This window comes from Haliscomenobacter sp., assembly GCF_033763495.1.
Lineage (GTDB): Bacteria > Bacteroidota > Bacteroidia > Chitinophagales > Saprospiraceae > Haliscomenobacter.
In genome coordinates this window covers 1-17964 of sequence record NZ_JANRKL010000066.1, presented here as the reverse complement: position 1 = coordinate 17964, position 17964 = coordinate 1, and the positions used below count along the sequence as shown (strand labels likewise).

The window sequence follows — 17964 nt, the reverse complement described above, 5'->3', positions numbered from 1 at the left end:
AAGTGCCTGCGTTTACATTTAATTGTGTACTTTCAGGAAATTTTGAAACTATTGGACAAATGAACCTGCCCGAAGGAAAGGATAAATTTTTACAGTCTTGGGGAGCTTTTGGCTCCAGTTGGGGTGTCAACCGCACCATGGCCCAAATCCATGCCCTGTTGATGATTGCGCCACAAGCGCTTAGTGCCGATGACATCATGGAGGAGTTAAAGATTTCTCGCGGCAATGCCAACATGAATTTGCGGGCTTTGATCGACTGGGGTCTAGTGTTCAAAGAGCTCAAAGCCGGAGAGCGCAAGGAGTTTTTCGTGGCAGAAAAAGACATGTGGAAGGTGGTCAAAAACATCATCATCCAGCGCAAAAAGAAAGAGCTGGAACCCATGCTCAAGGTTTTGGACGAATTGTCCAGTGTAGAAGGGAACGACCCGGAAGCCGAAGAATTTGTCCGAATGATCAAGGAAATTAAACTTTTTTCCAGCAAAGCCGATTCTACTCTCGACACTTTGGTGAAGGCGGACTCCAATTGGTTTGTGGGGACATTTATGAAAATGATAAAGTGAAAAGCGAATAGCTAAAAGCGAATAGCAGTTACACCATTTGACTTTCAACTTTTTCCAATTTTTTGCTGCCCCTAAATTTTGAGGTGTGGAACTGGCACACTAAATTTCGCTATTCGCTATTCGCTTTACATCGCTATTACCTTGCGTACCCCAATCGTTCCATTGACATTCACCTGGCAATAATACTGACCCATCGGAAGGTTTTGGCGCTGTAGCACAAACTGATGGGTTCCCGCAGGATAATACCCTTCAGCCACAGTTTGAACAACCTTACCCAAGCCATCCAACACGCGTATGGTAACCTGGCCACCATTGGTTTGCAAGTTTATGGTACTGCTTTCACGGAAGGGGTTGGGCCTGAGGTTTAGGTCAAATGATTCTACTGTCTGCAAATCACGAGTGGGGGTGGAAATGGATTTGAAGATGGGTAAAATGGGGAATTTTTGTCCCAAAATAGATTCTGGCTGCTCTAGCCCAAACCAATCCTTTAGTATCGTCATGTAGATGGCGCGAAAATCGTGCTCCATGGGCAAGTCATCGGATTCTCCCAAATCGCTAGGAACCAGCGGATTTTTGCCAATAATGCCCGGATTGACCGCCTTGCCAAAAACGAACAAAGGAGCCGCCGCTCCGTGATCCGTGCCAAAACTGCCATTGGAACCGATGGTGCGGCCGAATTCAGAAAAAGTCATTCCGGCTACCCGATCATCAATACCCATGAGTTTGAGGTCATCCTGAAAAGCATAAATGGCTTCTGACAACATCTGCAACAATTCAGCGTGGTTGCCCTCCAGGGGGTTCCCCGATGGATTGATTTGCTCACTATGCGTATCAAAACCATGTAAGGTGCAAATGTAAATGGGTGTTTTTAGTCCTCCTTTAATCAGCTGCGCCACGATTTTGAGCTGGTCGGCCAGGTAGTTTTTTTCTTCAGGAGGATAGAGTGTGGATTGGTTGCGGCCTTTGTCGGCTGCACCTTTTACGGATTTAAAGTATTGTTGCGCTTGTTGAGTAACCAGCCGAATGTACTCCAGCTCGTCGCCAAAAGGGCCATCAGGTGCGGGTTCTACCACACTGTTTACAAACTCATAATATGCCTTGGGGTCAGTAATCGCCATCCCCATGGGCCATTGACTGCCAACTAAGGCCAAAGACATCACTGCACCCAATTGGATGGCCAAGGGGTCGGGATTGGCGTCGCTTGGATAACCCGTGGGAAAGCCCGGGTAGCGCTGCTCCAGGTAGCGTCCAGCCCAGCCATTTTCAAGGTTCACATCCGCATCGGAAGCAGACATCCAAATATCAGAGGAGCGAAAATGGGAGTAGTCTTGCTCGGGGTATCCCACGTTTTGTACTACGGACACCAAACCGTCATTGTACATTTTTTGAAAAAGGGCCATCGAAGGGTGCAAGCCACTGGCCCGAGTACCTTGTAAGCGCAGTACATTGCGCTCGGGGATCAAGAGGTTGCGCCTGAATTTGCTCAAATTGGAGTACTGATCCAGTGGGATAAACGTATTGATCCCATCATTGCCGCCATTTAGTTCAATGAGTACCAATACGCGGTTTTCGGGATTGCCATTAAAACTTAGGGCTTCTAGAAAGGATTTTTGTGGTGCCGTATTCAAGGGCATGCCCTTTAAAGAGAAGGAAGCCCCTGCTGCAGCGGCACAACTATGATAGAGGAATGATCTGCGTTCCATAAAGCATTGATTTTGGGAGAAGGATTAAATCAACTGGTATTCAGGTTGGCCCATCAGGTACTTGTGCAAGGCCGCCAGGCGATACCACACCGTATCCCGAGCAGCTTTATCCCGGGGATTGGCCGTGTAGTTTTTCCAGGCCACGGTCCAGTAATAGTCCTGGGCTTGCCCCGACAGCAAAATGCCCTTCAATACTTGTTTTTTTGCGGTGGAAAAAGGCATGGGCATCAATACTTGTAAGATGCCGTCGATCAGTAAATTTGGATCATCGGGGCGTGGAAACTGGTTGGCAAAAGCAATGTGATCGATAAAAACCTTATACCCTGAATCCGTTTCATAACGCCAATAGGTCATTACATCGGAGTAAATGTTGCGGTTGCGCAAAGTATCACTGTTGATCCAGGCTCGGTAATACTTGGGGGCTTGCCGAAAAGCTGGCCAGCCCGCTACATTGGGCGGATCGCCGGGCAACATTTGTAAGTCGTTGCAAGTCCAGCCCAAACTGGTCAGGATTTGGTACTGGTCGTACAAAGTAGGACCGTTGATGTAAACGTTGAAATTGCGCAACACCCCAATGACCAAATCCAGAGGTGTTTTGATGAAACACCCCTTGTTTACTGCATCAAAAAAATGTTCGCTGCGCAACAAGGCCGAGATAACGGGTAAAATTTGATACTTGTTCTGGCGCAGGATCGCTGCCAAAGGCTCAATCACGTTTTTTTCTACCTCTTCGTCAATCTGGTAATACACAAAAAAACGGTACAACTTCCGGCAGATGTAGAGGGATACCTCATCCTTTTGGAAGATCATGTCTATTAACTCCTTGATTTCTCGCTCCGCATCAGTTCCACCTTTGATTATGCGGTTGTTGTAGAAGGCCGAGAATTTTTTATCCGTTTGGTCATGTGAAGCCAGGTCAAGGAATACTCGGTTCGTGTTGTAGTCCAGTCGCCAGCCCGTCAACACTTTTGCGGCAGCTACTACATCGGCCTCGGTGTAGTGGTCGGGATTGTCCTTGCCAATGGTGAAAAGCTCCTGCAATTCACGGGCGTAGTTTTCGTCAGGAGCATCGACTCCATTGTACAAGCCATTGAGGAAAAAAAGCATGTGGGGGTCTAACGTGACGTCGTAAACCAACTGCTTAAAATCACCCAGAGCATGTTTGCGCAGGATCATGTAATGTTTGTAACAAGCCTGGCCACTAAAAGAAATGTCCGTACGGGTGGCAAAATGATTGTGCCAAAACAGAATGAGTTTTTCCAGGATATTGGCTTCGGAAGTGATCATCCGTTCCATCCACCAGCTGCGCCAGGAAGTGATGCGAAAAAATTCTCCGTCGTTGTTGCGTTGGGCTTTTACCCAGGTTTTGCCCAAAGGGACATCCGGGTCGGTAAATTCTTCATTGTTGTAATTGTTGACGGGAGGAGCGGGCTCTGCTTTGGGGATGGTCAAAATATAGTCCACTGCTTTTTGGGCACCACCCAGGTAATAGAGTTGATCAATTTGTACCTGACTGCAGCCAAAAGTAGCACGCCGCAGCAAATGAGCGGCTTGCTCTCGGCCCCAGATGCCTGTATATGGAGTTAACCCTCCTTGAAGGGTAAATGCGGGTGGAGCAGTAGGGATTTCTGGTTCAATGTAGGGCGTTTCCACCAGTGGCCCCTCAGTCGGGAGTTGGAGGAAAGTCCGGCGGGAAGAGGAGAACTCGGCCATAAGGGATTGATTTGCTTAGAGTATTAACGAAAATAAGCAAGATCAATTTTGTGGGCGGCTGCCCATTTTCCAGCGCTTGAAAAATAGATCAAAAAAATTGGTGGAAATACGGGGTTATCGATTAAGTCAAAGGTATTGCTGGTGGTTTGGCCCCGGCGCTGCTAGATTATGTACATGCTGAAGGCGTCGGCGAGGTTGCCGCCTGCCTGGATTATTCAACCGCATATTCCTCCATCAAGGCTCTGGCATGAGGGGCTTGAAAGCCAATCACAATATTGTTTCTTGGAATACCTTTTTCAACCATCATGTCCGCAATTTTTAAATCTGTCCCATCATGCTGCAGCCATACTCGCCCATTCGGTTTGACGTCGATATGTACAAAGGTGGCATAAACCCAACGTGTTTTTTCCCATCCTACTGAAAAAAGCAGGTAGTGGCCGTTTTCATCATCCAGTATTTTTTGTGTTTCAACCTCTGCTGTAGAAGGCGAAATTGCTGCAATGGATTCGACCAACTCGCGTACAATTGCTTTGTATTTGTTTACGGTATCCATTCTAAGATTCTATTTTCAGTTTCATGAAATACGATGAGTTTTACACTGTACCGCTTCTCTAAACGCTGAAAGAACGGATCATCAAAGAAACGCTCATGAAAGGAAAGCGGAATAGCAAGATATAATGCTCGATCTTCCTCTTTTTCTTCTAACACCATCAAATAAATCAGAAACTGCCCAAGAGCTTCTTCAAAACTATCCAGATCAGACGGACTAACAAAGCTTTTTACTTCAACGGCGATTTTCTCCAAGTCTTTCTCCGCGGCAATTATTGATTTTTCCGCACCGAGATCAATGTATCCCCTTCTTTTCCCGACTGTATAAAATAGGGATCATCAGTGATCTTCCATCCGTCAGACTCAAGCGCTTTACGAACAGCAAAGTGGTATTTATCTTTAGCCATAAAGATGATTTCGATAGGCAATTTAAGGCTTTTTTGCTTTATCAACAAATACCCTGAAAGGTCAGTAAATGATCCCTTTTTAATCAACATCGTTTCAAACGCCTATATTGAAGGACACCTCCTTGGGTGTGAAGCCGAGGGGGCGATTGGCTACAGGGGCCAGGTCGACGACCCGGATGAGGCGATCAGGGATATTGGTATCGTAGAAATAGACGAGGTTATCGATCAGGTCAAAGGTATTGCTGGTGGTTTGGCCCCGGCGTTGGTAGGTGGTGATGTTGCCATTGAGGTTGTAGTTCACCAGAGGTTCGGAGTATTTGTCTGTTATGGTAGGTGCTCCGCTGCTGCGCTCCCAAAAAGTGGCACCGCGCAGGCGATTGACCCCGTCATAACTGAAATGGTAGCCTTGGATGTCGCGACAAGTGCCCAGTGGTGCCCGCCAGCTCAGGCTGGCAATGTTGCCATTGTACTGTGGGGTTTCGGTGTAATCGGCGCTTTGGTAGGTCATGCGCATGCTGAAGGCGTCGGCTAGGTTGTCGCCTGCCAGAAAAATACGAGGATACCCTCCTCAAAAAAAGAAAATTGACTCAAACCAACTGGGATTTTTTTAAACAAAACCCAGCAGGGTTTAAACCCTTTTTTCCTCCCTATTTAGTGAAACTGAAGAAAGAGGAGTAAAATCATTAAAACGTATTACAAAATGGACCGAACTAGACATAAAATGATATTTCTAAACGACCAGAAGCTCTGCCGCTGGTCGTTGATTCTAAGTCTATTTAATTTACTGAGCCTCAATTCTATCAACACTCCACCAATTCAACTATCTCAAACCCCGCATCTTTCACTGCTTCCAGCACCAATTCCGCTTCCACTCCCTCTCCTTCTACACTGAGGATTTTATCAGGATTTTGCGTATCAACAGCCCAATTGCTGATGCCCGGAACCTCATTAATAAATCCAGTAACTGCCTTTACACAGCCACCACAATTGATATTGGTTTTAAATTTCAGGGACTCCATACTTTGTTTTTTTTGCAAAAATAGGTTCAGGCTTACGTTCTGCCAGTGACAATCGTCACTTTAAGGTTTGATTGGAAACAGCTTCATGGCCTCCGCCACACATTGTACCGCTTTTTTGATGGCTGCTTGTTGATCTTTATTGAGGGTTATGGTGTGGCGGCTATTTTTATAGTTGATGCGAATTTTTTCAATGCCGGAATAGGATAAAGTAAAGACATGGTCAAGAGGCACGAGACAAGTAAGGGTGTAAAGCCGCATGTTGGTGTTCTTGTCAAAATTGCCCCGATCGGGTACCGTATAAAGGCCAATCAGGTCGGAACCCTTGGTATCATCGCCAGGATCAACTTTGGGTAAATCTTTGCCCAAATCCACAGTATCTTTTAAAGATTCCACTTTCAAAATTACACTAAAACCTTCTTCGATGGTCAAAAACTCTCGCTCGGCGAGCCCCAAAACCAGAAAAAAAGCATTCATGGTATCGTTTTGGGAAAAAGTAAACATGGCTTTTGCCTCTTCGATCATTTTGTACCCATCAGCGGTTTGAAAATTACTGGGAATCATATAGCCGATATTGATGGCTTTGGTGACCACACTGTGGGTACTGTCGAAATCATCCACTTCATTGATAGCAAAATCACATTGGGCATTCAGGTTGTACAATCCTATACAGAAGAGGAAGAAAAGAAACAAATGCTTCATAATTACGGATACTGATGAAGCGCAAAAATAGGGTAATATCCACTAAAAAGAAACCCCCTGAACGGATTACTCCAGCCAGGGGGGTGATTAGATCATGATGTCGAGGCCATCGTGACCCAAAACGTGTTAACGTATCAAAGTCACGTTGCCTTGTTTGCGGTACGTGGTACCATCAATACAATTGGCAAGTAAATAAAATCCATATACATCAGGAGGCAGTGGTTTGCCCCGGAAGGTACCATCCCAACCCACTTTGGGGTCACTGGTTTCAAACATTTTTTGCCCCCAGCGATTGTAAATAATAAAGGTCATTCTGTCGATGCCCCGGCCACGTACATACAGGATGTCGTTCACGCCATCTCGGTTAGGAGTGAAGGCAGTTGGTACAAAAATGTAGGGTTCTATACAGTATGGTCCCGCTACATTGATGGTGATTTTGAGTTCAGCCATACAACCATTGCTGGTCACTTTTACGGTGTACTCGGTAGTATCCGTTGGTGAGGCAATTACGGTGCTACCAGTTGTTGTATTCAATCCGGTAGCAGGGCTCCAGGAATAGGTACAATCCGGGCAGTTTTCCACCCGAATGGTAGTCGACTCTCCATTTTCGATGGTCGTCGGATTCGCTGTTACCCGTACTTTGTTCTCCAAATCTACCACGTTCACAGTAGTGCGCAAGGTGGCTGTACATCCAAACTGGTTGGTCAGCAAAACTTGCGGCTGGGCGCCATTTTGAGCGATAATCGTTGCCGAAGGCCCGGTGCGTACATTCGTGATGAACAAATTGGCAGGTGACCACAGGTATGTCAAAGTCTGGCGTGGATCGTTATTGGTCACAATGAGCGTCACCTCATCTCCATTTTCGCAGGCATTGACCGTAGCTGGCAGGGAAGCTCTAACTGGACGGGCAATGACCGTCACAGAATCGATCTCTACACAACCTGCAGCGTTGGTAATGCGTACGTAATAGGTTTTTGCTACGGTATCCGGTGTAATGGCGAACTGTGCTCCTTGTCCCAGAATCGGGCTGAAATTGCGGTTGTTGGACCATTCAAAGATAGCAGCCCCATTGCCACTGGCAACCAGGTTAAATGGATTCAAAGAACACAATGTCGTATCCTTACCTGCATTAGCATTGATGGGGTCTGCGGCCATGACCACTACTTGCCGTACGATACTACATGCTCCAAATGGGTCAGAAATGGTGACCGTGTAAGTTGTTGGCACTGTAACAATGGTAGTTGGGGTAGCCGAAGTAGAATCATTCAATCCTGTTGCAGGAGACCAACGGTAAACCAGGTTGGGCAAGCCATTCGGGTTGATCGGAGTAGGCCGGCCAGCACAAGTTGTAATCATACTTGGTGGCGCGCCTTTGGTAATATCTACCACATCAACTACTGCCGAATCCAAAGGAGCACCTGCAAATGGTCCACCTTTGCCGATGCTAGGACCACCGCCCGTTCCAGTGCCTCCCCCATTTCTAGCCGAGTCGATTTGGGCGCGGATACATACATCGTTTGTATCGGTAGCCACGGCATAAAAAACTGTTTTGCCTGCTGCTACATTGACACTGATCCGGTTTCCGGTGCCGATCTGGTTTTTCAAAGCAGCATCACTAAACCAGGTAATTGGTGTTGGCCGTGAGGTGTTAGCTCGCAAAGTCAAACGCCCAGGCTCGCAAAGGGAAGTATCTGGTAACGCAATTACAGTGACAGGCTGTGTAACATTGACCACAATAGTTTTGGTCGCTGAACAGCCGCTTGCCGGATCGCTTACCGTTACCGTATAAGTTGTTGTATTTGTTGGTGATGCAATTGGATTGTAAGGCTTGCTCAAATCCAGGCCAGTGGTTGGCGACCAGGTATAAGTATACGCAGGATTGCCATTTGGATTCAACTCCACAGAAGTACCAATACAAATGTTTTGTGGTGACTTCAAATCACCTGGTTTGAAGTCGTTGAGGCGAATCCGCGCTGTATCTCTTTTGGTACAAGTACCCAAAGTCGCTTCTACAATGTACAAATTAAGCCCTACTGCAGGAGTAACCGAAAGGTTTCTACCATTGAAAATAACTTGTCCACTGGCATCCAACCAACGAATAGTGGCCCCTTGTGCACCCCTCGCAGTAAGCAACACGAAAGCAGGTTGGCAAAGAATTGTTTCGGATGGAATGGCCTCCAGATCACTCAGGTCGGTCACATTGACCCGGATTTCTTTTTCCAACCTACAGCCGCTCACCGGATCTGTAACAGTAACAGTAAAGGTAACAGAGGCATTCAATGTAGCAACTGGATTGTGTGGATTGGTCAAATCGAGCCCAGTGGTTGGCAACCAGGTATAGGTATATGCCGGATTGCCATTGGGATTCAAAGCCAAGGGGTCACCAGCACACGCCGATTGGGGAGAAGTGAGGTCACCAGGTTTGAAGTCGGCAAGGGTCACTTTTACGGTGTCCTTCTGGGTACAAGTGCCATTGTTTGCCTCTACAATATAAAGGTTTACCCCAACAGCCGGAGTGACATTTATGGTTTTCCCTGTGCCAATTTGCGTGCCCGCAGCATTCAACCAGCGGAAGGTAACATTGTTTCCATTTGCATCTGCGCGCAGGGTTAATCCACCCGTAGCTGTACAAATGCTCGTATCATTGCTGGCTTTGAAACCTTCTATTGAATTAACATTCACTACAATCGCTCTTTCCTTAATACATCCCGTGACCGGGTCGGTGATGGTGATACCAAACCGGGTAGTTTGACTCAGGATAGCTATCGGATTGTAGGGTTTGCGCAAATCCAGTCCAGCACTTGGTGACCACTGGTATTGGAATGCAGGGTTACCGGTCGGGTGCAATTCGATGGTATCCCCTTTGCAAATGCTCAGTGGGGAGCTGAATTGGCCAGGATCAAAGTCGACAAAACGAACCCGGATGCCCGAAATGGTATCTGTACAACCGAATTCATTTCGGCCAATTACGGTATAGCGGATGTCACTGCCTTGGGTAGCAGATAGTGATAACCCTCCATCAGGTTGGAATGGTGGTGTCAGAGGGGTCCCGTCGAACAACCATGTATATCCACTCGCACCTGTTGCAGTTAGGACTAAAGTAGTGCCGACACAAGCCGAGGTGTCCAGAGTAGAAACCTTGAGCTCAGGCTTCGAGCCAATGGTAACAACTACGGTATCTACGACCTGGCAGGAAATTCCGCCGCTGTTTTTGGTCACCGTTACCAAATAGGTTGCAGGAGCTGTCCCGGTAAAACTTGGGTTGCGCACATTGGTAGCCGACAAGTTTGTGCCCGGCGACCATTGGTAAGTAAATTCTGCACTGGCATTGGGGGCTAGTGGTGTTGCCACTCCAGGGCAAACTTGCACTGTATCAGGTAAGCCGGAATCCAAAGCACCCAGGTTAATGGTCACAGTCAAAGTATCTTCACATTCAAATTGATTGCTGACAATACCAGTGATAACATTGACACCAATATCAGTTGGTCGTAAAACAGGTGTAGCGGTATTTCCACCAGATACAACATTGAAAACAGGTGTCCAAGTATATTTCAATTGTTGACCTGGTGCGTTGTTGCGCACTTCTACCTGTACACTTTCAGCATCACATTGATCAATTCGGTTGCTTCCCGATGGGGTAATGAGGGTAACATCCACTCCATTATCTGTAACACTCACACTGTCGGTTTCTGTACAACCCGGTGCTTTGGTAGCAGTAACATAATATACCGTAGTTCCCGGAGGCGGGTTAACACTTATGGATGCATCTGAACTCAACAATTGGCCTTGTTTTGTCGTCCATTTGAAGCTGGTGCCGGGGTTCCCTTCCGCAGTAAGTGTCACGGTTTCTCCACAGGTGGTCAAGTTATTGGGTACTTTAAGCCCGATGGACGTCCCAGTGGTGATGTTGATTGTTTTACTCACCGTTTTACGACAGCTTACATTATAACTTAAAGTAAGCGTTACGGTATAATCACCAGCTGTTGCATATTTATGGGTGGGGTTTTCTTCGGTAGAAGTCGTCCCGTCTCCAAAGTTCCACAGGTACCCAAAGGCATTGGTGCTGGTATTGCGGAAAATCACGGTGTTGCCATCGCATTGAATTTCAGGAGTGAAATCCAAATTGTGGTTGGCATCGATGATGATTACCTGTACCGAATCACTCAATATACAGCCTGAGGCATTGCGCACCTGCACAAAAACCTCTTTGATACCCGGTGTTGCTGCCAATACAGGGTTTGCAGTCAGTGCGCCCGATTCAAAAGCACCAAGTGGCGTCCAGCTGTAAGTAAGCACTTGGCCGGGCCCTTGGGTGGTGTTGATGCGCAACGATTCATTGGTACACAGAATGACCGAATCGGGTGCAGCAAAAACGATGGGTTCCCCGACCAAACTTATTTCCAGTTTTTCTTTGCAGCCATTTTCATCAGTGGCTTCTACCGCCAAATTGCGTTGAGTTGCCACGGTAGCTGTAAACATAGCCCCTTTGCCCAATTCATTACCATTGGCATCCAACCAACGGAAGGTAGCCGGACGATTAGCTGAGGCGGTCAGTGTGGTTTGAGGTGTACATACGGGTGTGCCATCCGCTCCTGCGCCAAGCACGGTAAGGTTCATACTCCCTGGTACCACTGTCATCATCGTATCGTTGATTTGGCAGGTGGGAATGCCCGGAATGGAGATATTAACCGTGTATAACGTGCTTTGCTGTGGTGAAAAAATAGGATTGCCAATGGTTGGGTCATCCAATCCAGTCTCGGGCAACCACATGTACTGCAAGTTGGGATTGTTGTTGCCAGGGATTTGCAGCGGCATTCCTCTACATACAACAATGGTATCTGGAAACTCCACCCCGGTAATTGGTGCTTTGACAATGCTTTGCGAAGCAGAATCCAGACAACCTTGGGCAGTTCGAATCACCAAAGTGATGGTAACCCGCCCCGTATCAGTAAAACTAAAGCTTGGAGAATCTTCCGTAGAGGTACGGCCATCTGATAATTTCCAGGTACGGCCAGCGATTTGAACGCCAGGATTATTTGATACATCCACCAATTTGATGGTGGACCCATTCAGGATACAACTGGTATAGTTGAAGGTGAAATCGACATCGGTTTCCAATTTGACCAGGCGGATGTTTTTTTGCAAGGTATCGTTGCAGTCCCCATAAGCGATCAAGGTCAGGGTATAAGTCCCGGTATCCCCCAAAGTCAGGGTTGGATTGTTTTCTTTTGACACCAAAAGCGGGTTGTTGATGTCCCCGATGATCCATTTGACCGAATCTGCATTGCTTGATTTGTTGATCAAACTCAGTGTACGGCCATCGCAACTACTGGCCACTCCATTCCCCCCATCATTACCAAGCCCGAAATCTGCCACTGCCTGAGGGAGGACTAAAATGGTAATGGTTTTGGTGAAGGTACAGGTTTGTTCAGAATTGGCGGTCAGGGTCAAGGTGACAACTCCATTTTGGGTTACCCTGTAATTGGGGTTTACCGCATTGGGGTTATCTATCAAATTTGCGGGCTCCCAGCGATAAGAATATGCTGATGTTGCCGTACCATCAGGATTGAGCGGAACGATGGTGCCTGCACAAGCACGAATAGTGTCTGGAATAGTTGATGGAGGAAACGGGTCCGCCGTAGCCGGGAAGTTTTCCACAATTGTTTTTTCACAACCATTGGAGTTGACTACCGTTAGCATGACGGTGAATGCCGTGTTTGAAGGTATACGTACCAGCGTATCTGCACCCGTTGCGTTGATCAAACTACTGTCCCCAAAAGTTATTTTCCACATTCGTTTGACAATGGTTGCACTTGAATCCATAGACAAATCTTGCAGTCGAACGATGGTTTCGGCGCCACAAGGCAGTACTTCCGCCTTAAAATTGGCTTTGATGCCTGATTTGATTAGTTTCACTTGCCGCGTCGAGGTATCTGCACAAGTAGTATTAGGTTCAGCAATCAAACTTACGCTATAGGTGTCGTAGGCTGGAAAGGTATACATCGGGTTTGCTGCCGTAGAATTCGGCGTTGTACGGGGGGCATCAAATAGCCAGAGGTAATTTCTGGCGCCCATACTTTCATTGCGAAAACTCACTTTTAGAGAATCACATTGGCTTTCCGGTGCAAAAAATTCCGCGACCACCTCTTCACAATTCTGAACATTGTACTGAAAATCCCGACGAGTAGAAGATATGAGTTGTTTCGTATTGCGGTCATATTCATCCACACAAATCCCTACTACAAATTGTCCCAATATACCTGGTCGGGCAGTCAACAAGCCAGAAGAGGAGTTGATGCGCAATGGCTCACCAACTGTACCCAGCATATTGTAAAGATTGTACAGCGGCTTTACCCAAATCAAGGTATCGTAAGGTGGGAAATTGGGGGGCTGTGGTCTTGGGTTGGCAAATGTCGCACCTTGCAAGGGAGTACACAGGCGATATACCAAAGAATCCCCATCCACATCAAATGCTGAGTGGTCAAAATCCAATGGCCGATTGTTACAAATGTAAATGTCTGGCCAACGGCGGAAAGTAGCACTATTGTTACGGCGACGCATGGCCGCTTCAGTTAGCCAGATATCGTAAGTTGCCCCAGTTTCCAGAGGGCTTACAATGTTTTTTATGGTCGCATTGCGGCAACAACGTTGGTATACGATCTGATACCCCCCTGTTCGGAATGGCAAGACCACAGTGGCTTTATAGGTCATGGTTTCTACACAAACCTTGGTCTGAGCCAGGATACAAGCGTCGAGGTTATTGTCAAGAGGAATAGCTGAGGTAGCGTCAATGCGCACATCCTGGAGCAATATGCCACTACGGTCAAAAATCCCTACCGAGGCTACTGGGTCAAACGGCTCAGTTTTGGGTGCACAGTCACGATAAAGCCTAACGATTATTTCATAGCGGTCGTTGCCTAGGCTAAGATAGCCTACCTCTCCCCCAACGATATGTGTGGCGTAACTTAAACTTGGCGCACCGAGCAGCACCAGAATCAGGCGCCACAAATTGAGCTGCTGGGTACAAAAATGATGGAATTTGTTGTAGCTGTTCATAAGATATTTCATTGGGAGTGAGGATTACTTGAATGGTTTTGTGCTGACGTCAATTCGGAAAATTTGCACCTTCCGATCCAGTGAAGGCTGGATACCGAAAATTTCGCCTTTGACATTTGACAGAGCAGTGGGGATATCAGGCTTATTGGGATCTTCACCAACGGCTTCAAGGTTAAAGGATAGTTGCCCCGAGTCGATGTATTTTTTCATGATCCCATTTTGTGCCAACTTTAAATGGTTGATCACTGAAACCATCCTCCGCTCTCCAAGTCTTTTATTGTAATCAGCATTACCAAGTGGACTTGCAAAACCAGCCATATAAATCTTGATGTAGGATCCGCTTTCAAGTTCTCTGATGATTCCGGGAATCCGTCGTTCAAGGCTATCGTACCCTAGTTTCACGGTGTTTTGGAAAAATGAACGCATTACTTGTCCCGCAAAACCTGAAAATTCAGGCTCACGTTTGATGTAATTGTTGTAAAGATTTCCATAGTTTTCAGTAGTAGTGACCAGGTTTCCAGGCCCAGGCTTGGCGTTGTCAAAAAACAAATTGATGGCCAACCTAACCGGCGTCAAATATAAGTCAACCGACACATCGTAGCCGTATTCTTTCACCGTGGCTTCATTGATAGCAACTTCAAGCGTATCTGTAGTATGCCCAGGCTTGGTGGCTTTTACAAAGTAAGTTTTCCCAAGATCAACAGCATAATTGTATTCGTTTCCATTGGGATCGTTTTTTGTCTCCAACAAGGTTCTTCTGCCGTCAGCCCCTATTTCATAAAAGCTCACTTCACAATCATTAAGCGGTGGGTTTCTACTGGGATCTTGTTCGTTTAAAGGTCCAAGCAGGGTAAATACGTCCAGTCGTAAATTGGGCAGGTACAAGTTGACTACCATGGTATCCACCTCTTCACCCAGATCAGCCAATACCAGTGAATCTACAGCAATAAAGCCTTGTTTCTGCGCCTGAATGTAGTATTTTTTGTAGCGCTCAATCTGTGTTGAGAAGTGATTGGTACCTTCTTCAGTTTTTGCAGATAATTCCTTACGGTTACCGTCAGGAGCTTCCTCAAATATTTTAACCGTAGGATTGTTTAGTGCCAGTGAATCCCGCAATTTAAAAGTATTGACCTTCAAATTGATGAATTTGTAAATCCCTGCTTTGTAGAGGTCATGACAACATACTTCTACTTCCTGGGCATCTTTTTTCGCGTTTTCTTTTTCTGTTAACAATCTGATTGAACCAACGCGATTCGAACTAAAAACCAAAGTATCTCCTTTGGAGTCGCGGATATAACCAAAATCATCGTAAGAGGAATTGATATTGACTCCCAGATTGTAAGGTTCAATCCAGCGCTTTGCCTGATTCAAACGGGTGCCATAAATGTCAATCCCACCAAATGTTTTTCGACCATCGGTAGCAAAAAACAACAACTGTGCTTTTCCCGGGATTTCCTGGTAAAAGGGGCTGATGTCATTTTCAATGGTATTGAGTTCTGCAACAGGGGTAGCATTAGTTACATTGCCATCCGCTTGGATAACACCCATCCAGATGTCGAGTTTTCCTTTGCCCCCCGGGCGGTCGGAAGCAAAATACAGCACGGTTTCCCCTTTGGTATTTTTACCTAAAGCAGGTGAAGTGCTGGTATAATCGGGCAGGTTTATGCCTAATTTTATGGGAGTAGTACCCGGCGCAATCAAAGGGCGATAAAAAATATCACAACGCAGATCTGCCGCATTTTTAGCCACACAATTGCAATAATAGACCCCTTTATTGTCGGGCGTAAAAACGGAATAAGCCGTATGTTGATCAGTGGCATTAAATGAATTAGGCAGGAGGTCTTTGGCTTTGCCCGGATAAGTCCTGACTACTTTATTGAGCCGACCAGCTTTGTTTTTTGGATCCGGAAACTCATAAGAAGTATGGTATAAGGTGTCACCATGGAAGGATGCTCCATAGTCCGTGTAAGGCCCATTGACTTCAGGGCCCATGTTGACCGGCTGGGGGTAATAGTTGGCATTCCGTTGTGCACTGGCATCATTTTGGATACTTTTCAGGGCAAAATCACAATCCTCAGCCCCTTTCTTGGCCAACTGCAACAACTCTGGGGCAATTCCCTGCCCTTCCTGGTTTTCCAGAATAAATTGCTGATAAGCTGATTTTGCATTCCGATAATCCGCCAATTTATGTAAACATTCTCCCAAACGAAGGCGGGCATCCGGGTACTGGTTTTTTTCCTTACTCCCCAATACTCTTAAATAAGCCCTTGCTGCTGATGCATAAGAATTAAACTGCCGGGCGGATTCCCCAATTTTGTATTGGATATCGGTACGGGTGGTATCCAGTTTTAGGGCATCGCGATAAGCGGTTAGGGCAGTATAAAAATCTTTTTTTGCGTATGTACTGTCAGCAATCTTCAAAATTTGTTTTAAAGATTGGCCATAACTCTGTTGAAACAGCGCTATAAATAAGGCCAGTATAAGCAATGTTTTTCTCATGGTAAATTACTTTGGCTGATTGGAGTTACAATACCCTCAAGGCACTCAATGGATTTGTTCCACTGCGTTTAAATCAAAGGGCAATTGGGTTTAAAACTTACCGGTTTGTAAGATTTAAAGATGTAGTGGATAAACAATTCGGGGCCACCGACTCCACCCTCTACACTTGTATTAAATTTGGATAGGTTCACATCGTAACTGAATCCCGCACGTATTTTTTTATAACGTGCCTCTACTGCTGGATAGATTGCGGAATCATTGGTTAGGGCATCAAAACGCATCGTACCTCCCAATTGGATGGAAAATTCTTCATTGCGTTTTGGATTGATGTAGTATCGTAGCCCCAAACCACCTAAATACTGGCGGTATGAACTTTGGAATTGAGCTGCAACATTGGCGATTAGATCCAACCGTTTACTGATCTGCAAATCTGCCAAAATATAGGGTGTAAGCCGCATGGGGAGTTTAATCGGCCCCAAGGAAGTAAAAAATTGATTGGGCCGATTGAGGTGAAACAACCCCATTCCAAAATCAAGTTTAGTGCGCTGCCCTGTAGAGGTATCGATCTGTTCATAGGACTCTTTGACCTGGTACCGCAGGTTAAAACCCACGCCAAAGTCACCGAAGTTCAATTTTTGCTTGGCGGTAGCTTCGCCGCTAGGATTGTCCGGATTAAAAGTCCCCTGCTGGGCATCGTACTGATTGTCGTAAGTCACCTGATCGGCTTCCCATTTGCGCGAACCGAAGCCAAGCTGCCCCCCTAAGGAGCCGTAAAAGCGATTGCTTAATCTTTTGGTATAGGCACCATTTAAATTAAAATTGCTCAAGCGAAGATCTGCAAATCCCGCTTGGTCATGGTTGTAACCAATGCCAAGTGCAGCAAAACCATCCGACACATTTTTGTTAAAAAACTTGACGTCTACAGCACCAGTAAAAGTTGTATACCCCACCGGAACTTGTGCCCACTGGTTGCGGTACTGTCCCATCAGGCGGACATCCCCGTCAAAGATCCCGGTTAATGACGGATTGAGGTGAAGAGGAGCTCCATAAAATTGGGAATAGTGCAAATCCTGGGCGAGTCCGGCTACGCCTGGTAAAAAAAGTGCCACCAAAACAAAGATGTTTCGGCTCCACAACAGGAATTTGGCTTTGGGTAGATGGTCTCGATTCATTTGGAATGAAGTTATTTAAGGTTGTATGTTGCCGAAAAATAAGCATTCTTTTGCTTAGAGTCGGTTCGTAGCTTTCTTTAATTTTGTAGATAACTCCAAAAATCGTGGATTGGTACTGTGGCCAACACAATAATGAGCTCTTTTGAATGTGATATGAGCCTACTATGAGCTTAAACATACCCAAAGGGGGAGGAGAATTTGTGAAGGGACCGCGCAAGATAACATTTTTTCATCAATTGTGTCAATTCTAGGTAAAATACACCTAAAAAAAGACAAATGAGAAAAAAAATCAAGTACTCCTTGTTTGGTTCAGATAATTTGTATTACCTTGTGCTAAGTTTTGACAAAGTATCCTAATGCAAATGTTTCCGGTTGTGTGCCGGAGATCCCATTATCCAAAATTTGTTACGTTCGTTTGGCACACCTGAGGTGTGACCAAGCGTGAAGCTCGGTTGCACTCGCTGAAGTACAGATATTTTCTGATCTTACAAATGCGGGCAACGTGAAAAGGGCAATTTTTACAACTTTAGTTTTGGCAGGTTTTTTCCTGCAGATGAACGCACAGCAGATTCTGTTCGTGAAGAAGG

The 17964-nt window shown here is 46.1% G+C and carries 10 protein-coding genes and 1 pseudogene; 1 reads left to right on the top strand and 10 read right to left on the bottom strand.

The window, feature by feature from the left end:
- Window positions 1-59: 59 nt before the first annotated feature.
- A complete protein-coding gene (locus tag SFV55_RS07720; RefSeq protein ID WP_320028907.1) occupies window positions 60-560 on the top strand; it encodes a GbsR/MarR family transcriptional regulator in 501 nt (166 codons plus the stop codon).
- A gap of 125 nt (window positions 561-685) precedes the next feature.
- Here the strand turns inward: SFV55_RS07720 and SFV55_RS07715 are convergent, their stop codons facing one another.
- The 10 genes and pseudogenes from SFV55_RS07715 to SFV55_RS07670 all read right to left on the bottom strand — a co-directional run bounded on the left by SFV55_RS07715 (window position 686) and on the right by SFV55_RS07670 (window position 17377).
- Window positions 686-2263, bottom strand: coding sequence for a DUF1501 domain-containing protein (locus SFV55_RS07715; RefSeq protein ID WP_320028906.1), 1578 nt, complete (start codon window positions 2261-2263; stop codon window positions 686-688).
- A 24-nt stretch (window positions 2264-2287) separates the two neighbouring features.
- Entirely contained in the window at window positions 2288-3976 is a 1689-nt protein-coding gene (locus SFV55_RS07710) for a DUF1800 domain-containing protein (RefSeq protein WP_320028905.1), read from the bottom strand.
- 211 nt (window positions 3977-4187) lie between these two features.
- A complete protein-coding gene (locus SFV55_RS07705) occupies window positions 4188-4529 on the bottom strand; it encodes a XisI protein (protein WP_320028904.1) in 342 nt (113 codons plus the stop codon).
- Window positions 4517-4932, bottom strand: a pseudogene (locus tag SFV55_RS07700) (element excision factor XisH family protein). Before SFV55_RS07700 ends, SFV55_RS07705 begins: the two are co-directional and overlap by 13 nt.
- Before the next feature lie 94 nt (window positions 4933-5026).
- Window positions 5027-5446, bottom strand: coding sequence for a hypothetical protein (locus tag SFV55_RS07695; protein ID WP_320028903.1), 420 nt, complete (start codon window positions 5444-5446; stop codon window positions 5027-5029).
- Window positions 5447-5732: 286 nt separating this feature from the next.
- A complete protein-coding gene (locus SFV55_RS07690) occupies window positions 5733-5951 on the bottom strand; it encodes a heavy-metal-associated domain-containing protein (protein ID WP_320028902.1) in 219 nt (72 codons plus the stop codon).
- Between the two features lie 60 nt (window positions 5952-6011).
- The gene (locus tag SFV55_RS07685; RefSeq protein WP_320028901.1) at window positions 6012-6650 is read right to left on the bottom strand and encodes a hypothetical protein; all 639 of its coding nucleotides are present in this window, start codon (window positions 6648-6650) and stop codon (window positions 6012-6014) included.
- 126 nt (window positions 6651-6776) lie between these two features.
- Window positions 6777-13706, bottom strand: coding sequence for a PKD domain-containing protein (locus SFV55_RS07680; RefSeq protein WP_320028900.1), 6930 nt, complete (start codon window positions 13704-13706; stop codon window positions 6777-6779).
- 24 nt (window positions 13707-13730) lie between these two features.
- A complete protein-coding gene (locus tag SFV55_RS07675; protein WP_320028899.1) occupies window positions 13731-16205 on the bottom strand; it encodes a hypothetical protein in 2475 nt (824 codons plus the stop codon).
- A gap of 68 nt (window positions 16206-16273) precedes the next feature.
- Window positions 16274-17377, bottom strand: coding sequence for a PorP/SprF family type IX secretion system membrane protein (locus tag SFV55_RS07670; RefSeq protein WP_320028898.1), 1104 nt, complete (start codon window positions 17375-17377; stop codon window positions 16274-16276).
- Window positions 17378-17964 lie beyond the last annotated feature (587 nt).

What these genes read in the sequence shown, in the direction of transcription:
- SFV55_RS07720 (WP_320028907.1), top strand. Translation starts at nt 60, where the DNA reads ATGAACCTGCCCGAAGGAAAGGATAAATTTTTACAGTCTTGGGGAGCT.
- SFV55_RS07715 (WP_320028906.1), bottom strand. Translation starts at nt 2,263, where the DNA reads ATGGAACGCAGATCATTCCTCTATCATAGTTGTGCCGCTGCAGCAGGG.
- SFV55_RS07710 (WP_320028905.1), bottom strand. Translation starts at nt 3,976, where the DNA reads ATGGCCGAGTTCTCCTCTTCCCGCCGGACTTTCCTCCAACTCCCGACT.
- SFV55_RS07705 (WP_320028904.1), bottom strand. Translation starts at nt 4,529, where the DNA reads ATGGATACCGTAAACAAATACAAAGCAATTGTACGCGAGTTGGTCGAA.
- SFV55_RS07695 (WP_320028903.1), bottom strand. Translation starts at nt 5,446, where the DNA reads ATGCGCATGACCTACCAAAGCGCCGATTACACCGAAACCCCACAGTAC.
- SFV55_RS07690 (WP_320028902.1), bottom strand. Translation starts at nt 5,951, where the DNA reads ATGGAGTCCCTGAAATTTAAAACCAATATCAATTGTGGTGGCTGTGTA.
- SFV55_RS07685 (WP_320028901.1), bottom strand. Translation starts at nt 6,650, where the DNA reads ATGAAGCATTTGTTTCTTTTCTTCCTCTTCTGTATAGGATTGTACAAC.
- SFV55_RS07680 (WP_320028900.1), bottom strand. Translation starts at nt 13,706, where the DNA reads ATGAACAGCTACAACAAATTCCATCATTTTTGTACCCAGCAGCTCAAT.
- SFV55_RS07675 (WP_320028899.1), bottom strand. Translation starts at nt 16,205, where the DNA reads ATGAGAAAAACATTGCTTATACTGGCCTTATTTATAGCGCTGTTTCAA.
- SFV55_RS07670 (WP_320028898.1), bottom strand. Translation starts at nt 17,377, where the DNA reads ATGAATCGAGACCATCTACCCAAAGCCAAATTCCTGTTGTGGAGCCGA.